The organism is Synechococcus sp. BS56D (assembly GCF_004332405.1).
Lineage (GTDB): Bacteria > Cyanobacteriota > Cyanobacteriia > PCC-6307 > Cyanobiaceae > Synechococcus_C.
This window is the reverse complement of sequence record NZ_PHQU01000006.1, coordinates 188662-202350: the sequence shown is the minus strand read 5'-3', so window position 1 is coordinate 202350 and position 13689 is coordinate 188662. Positions and strand designations below refer to the sequence as shown.

Genomic DNA, 13689 nt, shown 5'->3' with positions numbered 1-13689 from the left:
CAGACCCTAATCACGGTGCTACTTTCCAGCCGTAACGGCATGCCGATTTTTCGAGGACAGCCATGACAGCAACGGCGTTGAACGGTCAGCTCCCCCAGTTCATCGGCAGCACCGGTGGACTTCTGAACGCCGCAGAGACCGAAGAGAAGTACGCCATCACCTGGACCAGCTCCTCCGCCCAGGCTTTTGAGCTTCCCACCGGTGGCGCGGCGATGATGAACCAGGGCGAAAACATCATGTATTTCGCTCGCAAAGAGCAGTGTCTTGCCCTTGGCACCCAGCTGCGCACCAAGTTCAAGCCCCGGATCGAGGACTACAAGATCTATCGCATCTTCCCCGGTGGTGACACTGAGTTCCTCCATCCCAAGGACGGCGTTTTCCCTGAAAAGGTGAACGATGGCCGCGCCATGGTGGGCCATAACCCCCGTCGGATCGGTGCCAACCCAGATCCCGCCACCCTGAAGTTCAGCGGTCGCAACACCTTCGACGCCTGAGCCCCGCGGTCAACGGTCGGCTGCAACAATCCCTTCATGCTCAGCCCTGACCGCGCCGCCTTCTTCGAGGCAGCTGCCGCTGGTGCCAGGTTCATTCCTGTTGCACAAAGCTGGCCTGCCGACCTGGAGACCCCTCTCACCACCTGGCTGAAAGTGGGGGAGGGGCGTCCTCCTGGTGTTCTTCTTGAGTCAGTCGAGGGCGGTGAAACCCTTGGCCGGTGGAGCGTGATCGCCTGCGATCCTCTGTGGACCCTCACAGCCCGAGGGCATCAGCTCACCAAGTGTTGGCGCGATGGGAAAGAAGAGCGCTTTGAGGGCAATCCGTTTGAGCTGCTGCGCAGCAGCTTGGAGGCTTACAAAACCGCTTCGATTCCTGGCTTGCCGCCCCTTGGCCAGCTCTACGGCATCTGGGGCTATGAGCTGATCCGCTGGATCGAACCCACGGTCCCGGTTCATCCATCAGCTCTCGATGATCCGCCGGATGGAGTCTGGATGCTGATGGACAGCATCTTGATCATCGACCAGGCCAAGCGCCTCATCACTGCTGTTGCCTACGGCGATCTGAGCGGAAGCCATGCAAGCGCCGCCAACGCCGAAGAAGCCTGGGAGGATGCCCTCCAGCGCATCCAGCGCCTCGAGGAGCGCATGGCGGCCCCACTGCCCCCGATTCGCCCCTTGCGCTGGCGACCGAGTGAACAGACATCACCACAGACCCGGAGCAATCGCAGCCAGGACAATTTCGAACAGGCCGTCCGCCGCGGCCGCGAGCACATCGCCGCCGGCGACGTCTTCCAGCTGGTGCTGAGTCAGCGCCTGGAAACGCGTGTACCCCATGAGCCCCTAGCGCTCTATCGGAGCCTGCGGATGGTCAATCCTTCCCCCTACATGGCCTTCTTCGACTTCGGGGACTGGCAACTGATTGGCTCCAGTCCAGAGGTGATGGTGAAAGCCGAGCCCGTTCCGGAAGGGATCCAAGCCAGCTTGCGGCCCATTGCCGGCACCCGCCCTCGAGGGCGCAACGAGCAGGAAGATCGCCAACTGGAGGCAGAGCTGCTCGCCGACCCCAAAGAGCGGGCCGAGCACGTGATGCTGGTGGACCTGGGCCGCAACGATCTGGGCAGGGTTTGTCAGCCCGGCTCAGTGCAGGTGCGCGACCTGATGGTGATCGAGCGCTATTCCCATGTCATGCACATCGTCAGCGAGGTGGAAGGGCTCCTTGCCTCAGGGAGAGACGTTTGGGATCTGCTGATGGCAGCCTTTCCTGCTGGCACGGTGAGCGGTGCACCCAAGATCCGGGCCATGCAGCTGATTCATGCCTTGGAGCCTGAGGCACGTGGGCCCTATTCAGGCGTTTATGGCGCAGTCGATCTGGCCGGAGCCCTCAACACCGCCATCACGATTCGCACCATGGTGGTTCGCCCGGATCCGGATGGGGGTTGGCGGGTTCAGGTGCAGGCCGGAGCGGGTGTGGTAGCCGACTCCAAACCCGAAGCTGAATACCAGGAAACTCTCAACAAGGCCCGCGGCATGCTGGCGGCCATCGCTTGCCTCGGGGATCCGCCCCCATGAGCCATCCCCTACTCCTGAAGGGCTTCGAGGTGGAACTGTTCACAGGCCGGCCTGACGGAGAGAACGTCGGGGTCGCCGCACAGGCATGCCGTGAGCTGGAGGGCTTCGTGACCGAGCCTGACCAGCGGAACCTCGAATACGTCACGGCACCAGAGGCCGACTACAGCTCCCTGCGGGAAGCCCTGATCAGCCCTCGACGCCGGCTGCGTCAGTGGCTGGCACCTCGCCAGCTCACCCTGCTTCCCGGAAGCTGCCTGAGCCTGGGAGACCCGAGTCGATTCGAACGTACGAACCCCGACAATCCTTATCACGATCTGATCGAACGCAGCTACGGCACCCGAGTGGTGACCGCAAGCATCCATATCAACCTTGGCATCGCCGCCGCCGATGATCTGTTTCGGGCCCTGCGCCTTGTGCGTTGCGAAGCAGCCCTCTGGCTGGCGCTGAGCGCTAGCTCCCCCTTCCTGGGAGGCGCCGTCACCGGAGCCCATTCCCAACGTTGGCTGCAGTTCCCCCTCACACCACCCCAGGTGCCTCTGTTCCGTGACCAAACCCACTATGTGCAGTGGATGGAGGAGCAGCTGCAGGCGGGAAGCATGCACAACGTTCGCCATTTGTGGACGTCTGTGCGCCCCAACGGTCCACGACGTCCTCATGAACTCAACAGGCTCGAACTGCGCATCTGCGACCTGATCAGCGATCCAGACCTGCTGCTGGCGGTCACCACACTGCTTGAGCTCCGTGTGATCGCCCTACTGGAAGGAGCGGAAGGGCTGGACCCACTGCAAAGCAGCTCCCTCACGCTGGATCAGCTGGCCGACCTTTGCGATGCCAATGAAACTGCTGCAGCCCGATGCAGTCTTGATGCCGAACTACGGCACTGGCAGGACGGCCGCCCGATCAACGGCAAAGACTGGGTGCGTCTCTTGCTGGCATCCGTCCAACCCCAGGCCATGAGATTGGGCCTCAGCTCCCGCTTGGCACCAATCGACAAGGTGCTGCAGGACGGCAATCAGGCGATGCGCTGGCTCAATGCCCATGCCAGCGGAACCCCCATCCGAGAGGTGATGCGCACCGCCATCGCCGAGATGGCCACCGAAGAGCTCCCCATGAGCAGCGATTCAGGCGTTTTGGGATGATCATGGCCAGACCCGCAGACGGCCGACCCCTGATGCCTTCGACCTCCGCCCTCAACACCGAGTGCGACCCCAGCGGTTTGGCATCGCCAGCGCCGGGCGGAGATCAACTGCTCCAGCAGCGCCTGGAGCTGGTGGAGGACCTCTGGGAAACCGTTCTGCGCAGTGAGTGCCCTCCTGAGCAAGCAGAGCGCTTGCTGCAGATGAAGCAACTGAGTGCTCCCCTCGCCAGCGAACCCCAGAGTTCCGCGAGTGACGCCGTCGTTCAGCTGATCCGCGAGATGGATCTGGTCGAGGCGATCGCCGCGGCCCGGGCGTTCTCCCTTTATTTCCAATTGGTGAACATCCTCGAGCAGAGGATTGAGGAAGACAGCTACTTGGCGAGCATTAGCCGCTCCGCTGATCAGCCCGATCGGATCGATCCTTTTGCGCCGCCCCTAGCGAGCCAAACCGAACCAGCGACCTTCCAGGAACTGTTCGAGCGACTCAGACGCTTGAACGTGCCGCCTGCCCAGCTCGAGGCATTGCTTCAAAACCTCGATATCCGCCTGGTCTTCACAGCCCACCCCACGGAGATTGTTCGGCACACCGTGCGCCACAAGCAGAGGCGGGTGGCAACCCTGCTCCAACAGCTACAGGGCAGTACCGAGGTAAGCAAAGGGGATCAAGCCAGCCTGCGCCAACAGTTGGAAGAGGAGATCCGTCTTTGGTGGCGCACCGACGAGCTTCATCAATTCAAGCCGTCGGTGCTCGACGAGGTCGATTACGCCCTGCACTACTTCCAGCAGGTGCTCTTCGATGCCATGCCCCAGCTCCGGCGTCGGATCAGCTCGGCTCTCCAACAGAGCTATCCGGATGTTCGCCTCCCCCCCTCAGCCTTCTGCACCTTTGGTTCCTGGGTGGGCTCCGATCGGGATGGCAATCCCTCGGTGACACCTGAAATCACCTGGCGCACCGCCTGCTATCAGCGCCAGCTGATGCTCGATCGCTACGTCTCAGCGGTGCAGGACCTGCGCGACCAGCTGAGCATTTCGATGCAGTGGAGTCAGGTGAGCGCACCGCTCCTGGAATCGCTGGAAATGGACCGGTTGCGCTTTCCCGAGATCTATGAAGAGCGGGCAGCTCGCTACCGCCTGGAGCCTTATCGACTGAAGCTGAGCTACATGCTGGAACGCTTGCGGCTCACACAGCAACGCAACCAACAGCTCTCGGATGCAGGCTGGCGCACCCCTCCAGAGGGACTGATTCCTTGCCCGACTGAAGCCGCCGCCGGGAACAGCGCCGAAGCGCTGCACTACGACTCCGTCGCTGAATTCCGTAGTGATCTCGAGCTGATCCGTAACAGCTTGGTGAGCACCGAGCTGACTTGCGAACCACTGGACACCTTGCTGACCCAGGTGCACATCTTTGGGTTTTCCCTCGCCAGTCTCGATATTCGCCAAGAGAGCACGCGCCACAGTGATGCCCTCGATGAGCTGACCCGCTATCTGCGACTTCCCACCGCCTACGGCGAGATGGATGAAGCGGCCAGGGTTCAATGGCTGCTCTCGGAAATGCAGACACGCCGCCCGCTGATCCCTCCAGCCGTTGAATGGTCTTCGACCACCGCGGAGACGATCGCGGTGTTCCGGATGCTCCATCGCCTTCAGGAGGAGTTCGGCAGTCGCATCTGCCGCACCTACGTGATCTCCATGAGTCACACCGTCTCCGATCTCCTGGAGGTGCTGCTCTTGGCCAAGGAAGCGGGCCTGGTGGATCCGGCTGCTCATCACGCCGATCTGCTTGTCGTGCCCCTGTTTGAAACGGTTGAGGACCTGCAGAGGGCGCCGGAAGTGATGGGCCAGCTGTTTGAGAATCCGCTCTACATACAACTGTTGCCCCGGGTTGGCGAACAAGCCCAGCCCCTCCAGGAGTTGATGCTGGGCTATTCCGACAGCAACAAGGATTCAGGCTTCCTCTCGAGCAACTGGGAAATCCATCAGGCCCAGATCGCCCTCCAAGATCTGGCCAGCCGCCACGGCGTCGCCCTGCGCCTGTTCCATGGCCGCGGGGGCTCCGTGGGACGAGGAGGTGGCCCTGCTTACCAGGCGATCTTGGCTCAGCCCAGTGGCACTCTGCAGGGACGCATCAAGATCACGGAGCAGGGAGAGGTCCTGGCCTCGAAATACAGCCTTCCCGAACTGGCGCTCTACAACCTGGAAACGGTCAGCACGGCTGTGGTTCAGAACAGCTTGGTGACCAATCAACTGGATGCCACCCCCAGCTGGAATGAATTGATGGCGCGGCTGGCCAGCCGGTCCCGCAGCCACTACCGAGCTCTGGTCCACGACAATCCCGACTTAGTGGCTTTTTTCCAGCAAGTCACGCCGATCGAGGAAATCAGCAAGTTGCAGATCTCCAGCCGACCGGCAAGGCGCAAGAGCGGTGCGAAGGATCTCTCTAGCCTTCGGGCAATTCCCTGGGTCTTCGGCTGGACGCAAAGTCGCTTCCTCCTACCCAGCTGGTTTGGCGTTGGCACCGCACTCGCTGAGGAGGTGAGTTCCGATCCTGAACAATTGGAATTGCTGCGCCGGCTGCACCAGCGCTGGCCGTTCTTCCGGATGCTGATCTCCAAGGTGGAGATGACGCTCTCCAAGGTTGACCTTGACCTTGCCCACCATTACGTGTCCAGCCTGGGCAGAGCCGACCACCGCGAAGCCTTTGAACGCATTTACGCCACCATCGCGGCAGAGCACGACCTCACGCGACAGCTCGTGCTCGAAATCACCGGTCAAGATCGGCTCCTGGACGGTGATCCCGCGCTGCAGCTTTCAGTGGACCTACGCAACCGCACGATCGTGCCCCTCGGATTCCTGCAGGTCGCACTCCTTCGGCGCTTGCGCGATCAAAACCGTCAACCACCCATGAGCGAGGCCCCGAACACCGATCCCGATGGCCGCACCTACAGCCGCAGCGAGCTGCTGCGCGGGGCGCTGCTCACCATCAATGGGATCGCTGCAGGGATGCGGAACACCGGCTGAGTGTCATTCCTTCCCTTCCGACAACAAACGCCGGTCCCCAGCCTTCCCGCCGGTTGTGCCCTCTATCAGGATCTCCCCCCTTCAGCAGAGGCCATCAATGAGCTGCTCCAAGCCTGCGCTGAACCGTGCCTACCTCCGGAGCGTTGGGGAGCAGCCCTGGAACGGAGTCTTTGGTGCCTGAGCATCGTTTCAGAGAACGATGGTCAGCTCCTCGGCTTCGTGCGCGCCACCAGCGATCGTGCTCTCAATGCCAACCTATGGACGTTGGCGGTTCGACCTGGGGCGAATCAGGCCCAGTTGACTGTCGTTTTAGTGCATCGCTCCCTGGCAATCCTCCGTCGAGATCTACCAGGTTGCAGTATTTCAATCGCGGCACCGTCCTCAGCGCTTGCCGCACTCAAGAATCAAGGGTTTGTGTTGGATCCCGGCGGAATCCGAGCCATGGGACTCAAGCTCCGCTGACGAGGCGAAGACCGCAAAACTGACCACGAGCATGGAGGGACTCGAACCCCCGACCCTCAGAACCGGAATCTGATGCTCTATCCAACTGAGCTACATGCCCACAACGGCAAACGCCGCTGCAGGGGGTGGATCCGCAGACCTCCCCGATCCGATTACCTTAGCGACACGTCGCACCCGGACCGATTCGGCTTCACCGGCTCGAACTGCAGGGTTTCCGCAACTACAGCCATCTGCAGCTGGAGATCGAATCACCCCGCTTGCTCGTCATCGGCAGCAACGGGATCGGAAAATCCAACCTGCTTGAAGCGGTTGAACTACTTGGCAGCCTGCGCTCCCATCGCTCCAGCCAGGATCAGGATCTGGTGCAGTGGGATCAGCCCAGGGCTCTGCTGCGAGCCATCACGCCAGACCAGGATCAGCTGGAGCTCGAGCTGCGCCGGCGAGGTGGTCGCCAAGCCCGCCGCAACGGCAAGGTGCTGGAACGTCAACTGGATCTGATCGGCCCCCTGCGCTGCGTCGGCTTCAGTGCGTTGGATCTCCATCTGGTGCGAGGGGAACCGGCGCTTCGCCGACAGTGGCTCGACAGGGTGGTGCTGCAGCTTGAGCCGATCTACAGCGAGTTGAACAGTCGCTATGGGCGGCTCCTGCGCCAGCGAGCCCAGCTCTGGCGACAACACCGAGAAGGACCTGCATTCGATCACTTGCTCGATGCCTTCGATGAACAGATGGCCCTGGTGAGCACCAGGATTCATCGCCGGCGCCGCCGGGCCCTAAGCCGACTCCAACCTCTAGCCGCTGCCTGGCAGAGACGCCTGAGCGACAACCACGAAAGCCTTGAGCTGAACTACCGGCCCGGCAGCGTGTTGGAGGGAGAGGAGGCGGAGGAACCCTGGCGGGAAGCGATTCAGCACCAGCTCCGGATCCAACGGCCAGAGGAAGCACGCCTTGGCTCCTGCAGGGTTGGCCCCCACCGCGACGAAATCGATCTCCTTCTGAACGGCACCTCAGCGCGTCGCTTCGCCAGCGCTGGGCAGCAGCGCACTCTGGTGCTAGCCCTCAAGCTGGCGGAGCTGCAGCTGGTAGGGGAGCTGTGGGGGGAGCCACCACTCCTGCTGCTGGATGATGTCTTGGCTGAGTTGGATCCTGTACGCCAGCTGGCTCTCCTTGAAGCGGTCGGAACCTCCCACCAGTGCCTGGTGAGCGCCACGCATCTCGATGCCTTTGAAGGGCAATGGCATCAGCACGCCCAGATCGTCGAGGCCGACTATCTGGCTTCCAACGGGAACCTGAGGTAAAGTCGAGAGCTGTTTTCTTTTGAGCCCTGATGGAGCAGACCCTGTCTTGCCTGCATCCCAACCCGGGATGGGGCGGCGCCGATTCCTCGCCAGCCGACAGTTCCACCACACCCAGTGCCACCGACATGGTGGGCAAACACTGCATTCTCGAGCTTTACGACTGCGACACCAGCAAGCTCGACGACGAAGCCTTTCTGAGGACCACCATCACGACAGCAGCGAAACGTGCTGGTGCCACACTCCTCAACCTGATCACCCATCGGTTCGAACCACAGGGCGTGACGGGACTAGCTCTCCTGGCTGAATCTCACATTTCCATCCACACCTGGCCCGAAAGTGGCTACGCCGCTATCGATGTTTTCACGTGTGGTGATCACACCATGCCTGAACGAGCTTGCGACGTTCTCCGTAAGGAGCTCAAGGCAGGTCGCCATGCCCTTCGCAGTTTCCTGCGGGAGACACCGGCAGCCTTGGTCGATAGCGAACGGACGCCGAGTCTTTCAGCGGCCTGAATCAAAGTCAGCCCCACGAATCAGAGGTGCCTTGCGAAGGTCGCCTCTGAAAGGCTGATGGCAATGATCCATCACGGATCAGACAACGAGTCCATGCCAAAGGCTTTAACCGCGATCTTGGAACCGATCGCGGTTGAGCTTGCCGCTGACCAACCCCTCTAGATCGAGACTGACCGCTGTGAAACCAAATCCCATCAGTGCCTCCACGAGGGCGCTGCGCAGCTGAGGCTCCACCAAGGAAGCGATTCGGTCCACAGGCACTTCCACCCTGGCCGCCTGGCCATGGCTGCGCACGCGCACCTCAGGGAATCCCTGATGGCGCAACCACTCCTCGGCCGCCCCGACCCGACGCAGACGCTCCGCGGCAATCGGATCGCCGTAGGGAAAGCGAGAGGCCAAGCAGGGCTGGGCTGGCTTATTCCACCAGGGGAAACCAAGAACACGGGAGAGGCTGCGCACCATCAACTTGTCGATGGCCAATTCCGCCAGCGGGGAACGCACGCCGGCCAGACGCGCCGCATCGATTCCTGGTCTGTGATCCCCAAGATCGTCATGATTGACCCCATCCACCACCTGGGCAGCCCCGGCTGCCGCGGCGATGAGACCTAGATGGCGATGCAGTTCTCGCTTGCAGGCGAAGCAACGGTCTTGGGGATTACTGGAATAAGCGGGATCATCCAGCTCTGCGGTTTGCACCTCCCGGTGCTCGATTCCCACCCAAACGGCCTGCTGCCTGGCCTCAGCGCGCAAATGGGGGGCCAGGGCCGGGGAAACCCCTGTAATCGCCATAGCCATCGAACCAAGCTGCTCGAAGGCGATCGCCGCCACGAGGGTGCTGTCAACACCTCCGGAGTAGGCCACGCAAAGGCGCTCATGACGCCGCATCCACTGACGCAGCTCCTCAAGCTTGCTGCGCTCGTCTGCAGACAGTGTGAGCGTCTGATCCACTCGTTTCAGTGATGCCAACCGTTGGGATCAGGCTAGGGCGGCAGGCTGGTCACCCTGGGTAAGCTCCAAGGGCCATCCGACGCGCCATGGCAGGGAATCGAAGGCCAGCCATCGGCATCGTCACGGCCGCTGACAGTCAAGAGCGCAGTCATGGACAGCTGCACGTCTATGACGGAGAGGGAAAGGGCAAGAGCCAGGCCGCTCTTGGTGTGGTGCTTCGCACCATTGGCCTGGGCATCTGCGAGCAGCGCCGCACCCGGGTGTTACTGCTGCGTTTCCTAAAGGGGCCTGGTCGGGCCTACGACGAAGATGCGGCAATTGAAGCGTTGCAGCAGGGCTTCCCCCATCTCATCGACCAGGTGCGTACCGGTCGGGGCGACTACTTCGGGGCTGATGAGGTCACCCGTTTCGATCGTCAGGAAGCACAGCGCGGCTGGGATATTGCCAAAGGAGCGATCGCGAGTGCCCTTTACTCCGTGGTGGTGCTTGATGAACTCAACCCCGTGCTCGAGCTGGGCCTGCTCGACATCGACGATGTCATGCGCAGTCTGAGAGAGCGCCCTGAGGGTATGGAAATCATCGTCACCGGCCGGGCAGCTCCGCGCCAGCTTGTGCAAATCGCTGATCTCCACTCCGAGATGCGCGCCCATCGGCGGCCGGCGCCCACTGACGGCAACGTGATCACGATTGAACCCCAAGGGGGAATCGAGATCTACACAGGAGAGGGAAAAGGCAAATCCACCAGCGCCCTTGGAAAGGCCCTACAGGCAATCGGCCGAGGCATCAGTCAGGACAAGAGCCACAGGGTGCTGATCCTCCAATGGCTCAAGGGGGGCAGCGGTTACACCGAGGACGCGGCGATCGCCGCGCTACGCGAGAGTTATCCCCATCTTGTGGACCATCTGCGCTCCGGGCGCGATGCCATTGTTTGGCGGGGCCAACAGCAACCGATCGACTACGTGGAAGCAGAGCGGGCCTGGGAAATCGCCCGTGCCGCTATCTCCAGCGGGCTCTACAAAACTGTGATCCTCGATGAACTCAATCCGAGCGTCGATCTGGAGTTATTACCAGTGGAGCCAATCGTGCAGACCCTGTTGCGCAAGCCTGCGGAGACGGAGGTCATCATCACCGGACGCTGCAAAAATCCTCCGGCCTATTTCGATCTGGCCAGCGTGCATTCCGAGATGGTGTGCCACAAGCACTACGCCGAACAGGGCGTTGATCTCAAACGCGGCGTTGATTACTAAGAGACCTTAGTAACGGGGAACAGCAGGATCGATCTGTTGGGACCAAGCATCAATTCCTCCATCAACATTGATGGCAACAATCCCTTGCTGGCTCAGCGCTGTCACCGCCTTAGCGGAACGACCGCCCAGCTTGCAATGCACATAGATCGGTCGATCGCCCGCCCGCTCTCGGATCGCCCCGAAGGCTTCGCCGCTTTCAATCGTTGCAAGGGGAAACAGCTCAGCCCCTGGGATCGCCGCAACCTCCACCTCCGCCTGATTGCGGACGTCGATCAGAAGCAGATCAGCTCCGGAATCGAGCAACGCTTTGAGCTCTTGCACGGAAATGCTTTCCACCTGCTCCTCCTGAGCAAAGGCGACGCCAGTGGTGCCGCAGAACGCTTGGTAGTCAATCAGGCCGGTGATCGGCTCTCGCGAAGGAGCTGGAGCGAGACGCAGCTCCCGAAAGCGCATGGCCAGACCGTCGACCAACAGCAGGCGACCATCCAGCGGATCGCCGATTCCTGTAATCAGTTTGATGACCTCAGTGGCCTGAATCAGACCAATCAGTCCAGGCATCACGCCAACAACGCCACCAGCAGCGCAGGAGGGAACGAGACCAGGGGGCGGTGGTTCCGGCACAAGATCGCGATAGTTCGGGCTTTCTGCCGTGCGATTGAAAACGCTCACCTGACCTGAGAACCCCTGGACCGACCCATAGATGCAGGGTTTTCCCAAGAGGACGCAGGCGTCATTCACCAAGTAGCGACTGGGGAAATTGTCAGTGCCATCGCAGACCAGGTCATAGGCACGCACAACGTCCAGGGCATTGTCGGAGCAGAGCATGATGTCGTGCTCTTCCACCTGCACATGGGGGTTGAGATCCCGAACCCGGGCCGCCGCCGAGCGAGTTTTCGAGTGCCCGATGCTGGCGCTGCCGTGAATCACTTGGCGCTGCAGATTCGAGGCTTCCACCCGATCAAAATCGACAATGCCGATTCGGCCCACCCCGGCAGCAGCCAGATAGAGCAAGAGAGGCGAGCCCAGGCCACCACTGCCCACGCACAGAACCGAAGCCCGCTTCAGGCGCAGCTGGCCCTCCAGTCCCACCTCTGGCAGTGCGAGGTGGCGTGCATACCTGGACCGCTCCTCATCACTCAGTTCGGGATGGCCGACGTCGTGATTGGGCATGGGATCAGCCGTCGTTCCCATGAGTGTGAACGAGGGGCAGACGGGTGGACGCTCCGGCAGCGATCCACCAGGCCTCAACTTGAGCATCCTTGCCCATGATCAGCATCAATCCCGGCTGCAGCATCCAACGCTGATCCTGATCCGATGGCCTTGGCTGCCCCCCTGGATGCGAGTGGGCCGTACCAAGCACCTGAAGCCCACGATCTCGAGCCCAGCGCTGGGCATGCAACTGCTCTCTAGGGTCGAGGGCAAAGCGGTTGCGACGGGTCGGGACAGCCTCCGGGAGCTCAGGCAGGGCCTCCAGCCCCGGCCGCCAGACATTGCAGCAAGGCCAGATCTGCTGCACCCACCACGTTCTGGGGTTCGCCGCATGGGCAGTGCCCAGCAAGAGTGCACAGCCCTCATTCGGCAACGCTGCCCGCAGGCTGGAACGCAGAACGATCAGGCAATCCCAACCGAGGCACACCCGTTCTGGCCATTCGGTGAGCTGACCGATACGCTCAAACCACATTTTCCATCCGTCAAAGGTTCATGAGCGAGGACAGCACCGCGGTGAAGGACGCGAGCGCCAGCACCGACACCAGCAGCGAGACGGCCAACGGCGGCGATAGCTTCAACTTCACTGAGCGTTATGGCGAGGTGCTGGGCAAAATCAATTCCACCCTTGATCAGGTGGATTGGAGCCAAGCTGGTCGCATCGGCAAGGTGGTCGGCATCTTCGCTGCTGTGATCGTTGCCCAAATCCTGATCAAAGGCATTCTCGACACCATCAATCTTCTGCCCGTGGTGCCCGGCCTGCTGGAACTGCTCGGCGTGGTTGTGGTCGGTCAGTGGAGCTGGAAAAATCTCACCACCAGCGACAAGCGCCAGGCCCTGATCACCCGTGTGCAGACCCTGCGCAAGGAATATCTAGGCTGACACTTCAGCCATCGATGCCTTCGAGCCGTTGAAGGGTCTGCCGGCACTGTTGCCGGTAGGCCCCACCGAAGAGGTTGGCATGGTTGAGCAAGTGATAGAGGTTGTAGACCTCAACCCGTTCAGAGGCCAGGTAAGGCAAAGGCCACTCCTGTTGGTAAGCCTCATAGAAACGTCTTGAAAAGCCTCCGAACAGGTGGGTCATCGCCAAGTCCACCTCACGATCCGCCCACCAACAGGCTGGATCAATCAGTAGTCCCCGCCCATCTCCCAGCACGGAGGCATTGCCGCTCCAAAGGTCGCCATGGACCAGTGCCGGCTTCGCCCCGTGCCGATCAAGCCGTTGGATCAAACCGTGCAAGAGCGGCTCGAATGGAGCGATCTCCAGCCCCCAGCTCCTGGCGAGCTCCATTTGAGGGCGTAGGCGTAAGTCAATGAAGGCCTCGCCCCAGGACTGTCGCCATCCTCCTGGTTGAGGGCCCAGACCGATGTAGGCGTCGCTCTCCCAGCCAAAGCGATCAGGCCCTTGCGTTGCGGACGCCCGATGCAGACGGGCTAGGCCACGCCCGAGCCGACGCTGATCGCCAACGCCCTGATCCAGCCAGGGCAGCAGCAGCCAGGCCCGGTTGGATTGACCATGGAGAAGCGCCAGCACCTCGGGCACCAGCAGATCGAGGGGATCGCTCCAGCGGCGCAGGGCCTGCAGGCCAAGCCGTTCAGCCTCAAGCATGACTGGATCCCCTCCCTTGGCGAACAGCTGGCGACCATCGCTGAGCTGCAACCGCCAAGCCTGCTGACTGCATCCACCACCCACCGGCTGACAGAGCTCCAGATCCACGCCCCCCGCATGGGGCCCCATCCCCCTCACCAATCGAGCTAGCTCCTCCTGCATCCGCACCTCTGCTCCCGGCTTGCCAGCAT

The 13689-nt window shown here is 61.7% G+C and carries 13 protein-coding genes and 1 tRNA gene; 9 read left to right on the top strand and 5 right to left on the bottom strand.

The window, feature by feature from the left end; translation table 11 throughout:
- The first annotated feature begins 62 nt into the window (after positions 1-62).
- From CWE17_RS10460 to CWE17_RS10440, 5 genes are read left to right on the top strand one after another with little or no spacing between them, the layout of a single operon-like run.
- Positions 63-494 (top strand): photosystem I reaction center subunit II PsaD, encoded by a 432-nt coding sequence (locus CWE17_RS10460; protein WP_131456936.1) that lies wholly within the window; start codon positions 63-65, stop codon positions 492-494.
- A gap of 36 nt (positions 495-530) precedes the next feature.
- Complete coding sequence (locus tag CWE17_RS10455) at positions 531-2063, top strand: anthranilate synthase component I family protein (protein WP_131456934.1); 1533 nt, start codon at positions 531-533, stop codon at positions 2061-2063.
- Positions 2060-3202 (top strand): glutamate--cysteine ligase, encoded by a 1143-nt coding sequence (gshA, locus tag CWE17_RS10450; RefSeq protein WP_131456932.1) that lies wholly within the window; start codon positions 2060-2062, stop codon positions 3200-3202. The genes CWE17_RS10455 and gshA overlap by 4 nt, the downstream gene beginning before the upstream one ends.
- Before the next feature lie 32 nt (positions 3203-3234).
- Positions 3235-6219: a phosphoenolpyruvate carboxylase gene (ppc, locus tag CWE17_RS10445; protein ID WP_240789371.1), complete on the top strand. Its 2985-nt coding sequence runs from the start codon at positions 3235-3237 to the stop codon at positions 6217-6219.
- Positions 6220-6681, top strand: a complete 462-nt coding sequence (locus tag CWE17_RS10440; RefSeq protein ID WP_131456928.1) for an N-acetyltransferase — start codon at positions 6220-6222, stop codon at positions 6679-6681.
- 26 nt (positions 6682-6707) lie between these two features.
- Here the strand turns inward: CWE17_RS10440 and CWE17_RS10435 are convergent.
- Positions 6708-6781 (bottom strand) — tRNA-Arg (locus CWE17_RS10435).
- An 82-nt stretch (positions 6782-6863) separates the two neighbouring features.
- Between CWE17_RS10435 and recF the strand changes: the two genes are divergently transcribed.
- The gene (gene recF / locus CWE17_RS10430; RefSeq protein WP_131456926.1) at positions 6864-7976 is read left to right on the top strand and encodes a DNA replication/repair protein RecF; all 1113 of its coding nucleotides are present in this window, start codon (positions 6864-6866) and stop codon (positions 7974-7976) included.
- 29 nt (positions 7977-8005) lie between these two features.
- Positions 8006-8488: an adenosylmethionine decarboxylase gene (gene speD / locus CWE17_RS10425; protein ID WP_131456924.1), complete on the top strand. Its 483-nt coding sequence runs from the start codon at positions 8006-8008 to the stop codon at positions 8486-8488.
- A 105-nt stretch (positions 8489-8593) separates the two neighbouring features.
- Here the strand turns inward: speD and larE are convergent, their stop codons facing one another.
- Positions 8594-9436, bottom strand: a complete 843-nt coding sequence (gene larE, locus CWE17_RS10420; RefSeq protein ID WP_240789370.1) for an ATP-dependent sacrificial sulfur transferase LarE — start codon at positions 9434-9436, stop codon at positions 8594-8596.
- An 86-nt stretch (positions 9437-9522) separates the two neighbouring features.
- Between larE and CWE17_RS10415 the strand changes: the two genes are divergently transcribed.
- Positions 9523-10683 (top strand): cob(I)yrinic acid a,c-diamide adenosyltransferase, encoded by a 1161-nt coding sequence (locus CWE17_RS10415; protein ID WP_131456922.1) that lies wholly within the window; start codon positions 9523-9525, stop codon positions 10681-10683.
- 6 nt (positions 10684-10689) lie between these two features.
- Here the strand turns inward: CWE17_RS10415 and moeB are convergent, their stop codons facing one another.
- Both moeB and CWE17_RS10405 read right to left on the bottom strand, forming a co-directional pair.
- Positions 10690-11853, bottom strand: a complete 1164-nt coding sequence (moeB, locus tag CWE17_RS10410) for a molybdopterin-synthase adenylyltransferase MoeB (RefSeq protein ID WP_131456920.1) — start codon at positions 11851-11853, stop codon at positions 10690-10692.
- Positions 11854-11857: 4 nt separating this feature from the next.
- Positions 11858-12364 (bottom strand): M67 family metallopeptidase, encoded by a 507-nt coding sequence (locus CWE17_RS10405; protein ID WP_131456918.1) that lies wholly within the window; start codon positions 12362-12364, stop codon positions 11858-11860.
- 20 nt (positions 12365-12384) lie between these two features.
- Here CWE17_RS10405 and CWE17_RS10400 point away from each other — a divergent pair, with 20 nt between their 5' ends.
- Positions 12385-12771 carry a CAAD domain-containing protein gene (locus tag CWE17_RS10400; RefSeq protein WP_131456916.1) on the top strand — a complete coding sequence of 129 codons (387 nt, stop codon included), beginning with the start codon at positions 12385-12387 and terminating at the stop codon, positions 12769-12771.
- Between the two features lie 4 nt (positions 12772-12775).
- Here CWE17_RS10400 and CWE17_RS10395 read toward each other — a convergent pair whose 3' ends face one another.
- Positions 12776-13660: a fructosamine kinase family protein gene (locus tag CWE17_RS10395; protein WP_131456914.1), complete on the bottom strand. Its 885-nt coding sequence runs from the start codon at positions 13658-13660 to the stop codon at positions 12776-12778.
- Positions 13661-13689 lie beyond the last annotated feature (29 nt).

Coding starts and splice junctions, on each gene's coding strand:
- CWE17_RS10460 (WP_131456936.1), top strand. CDS start 63: ATGACAGCAACGGCGTTGAACGGTCAGCTCCCCCAGTTCATCGGCAGC.
- CWE17_RS10455 (WP_131456934.1), top strand. CDS start 531: ATGCTCAGCCCTGACCGCGCCGCCTTCTTCGAGGCAGCTGCCGCTGGT.
- gshA (WP_131456932.1), top strand. CDS start 2,060: ATGAGCCATCCCCTACTCCTGAAGGGCTTCGAGGTGGAACTGTTCACA.
- ppc (WP_240789371.1), top strand. CDS start 3,235: ATGCCTTCGACCTCCGCCCTCAACACCGAGTGCGACCCCAGCGGTTTG.
- speD (WP_131456924.1), top strand. CDS start 8,006: ATGGAGCAGACCCTGTCTTGCCTGCATCCCAACCCGGGATGGGGCGGC.
- CWE17_RS10415 (WP_131456922.1), top strand. CDS start 9,523: ATGGCAGGGAATCGAAGGCCAGCCATCGGCATCGTCACGGCCGCTGAC.
- moeB (WP_131456920.1), bottom strand. CDS start 11,853: ATGCCCAATCACGACGTCGGCCATCCCGAACTGAGTGATGAGGAGCGG.
- CWE17_RS10405 (WP_131456918.1), bottom strand. CDS start 12,364: ATGTGGTTTGAGCGTATCGGTCAGCTCACCGAATGGCCAGAACGGGTG.
- CWE17_RS10400 (WP_131456916.1), top strand. CDS start 12,385: ATGAGCGAGGACAGCACCGCGGTGAAGGACGCGAGCGCCAGCACCGAC.
- CWE17_RS10395 (WP_131456914.1), bottom strand. CDS start 13,660: ATGCAGGAGGAGCTAGCTCGATTGGTGAGGGGGATGGGGCCCCATGCG.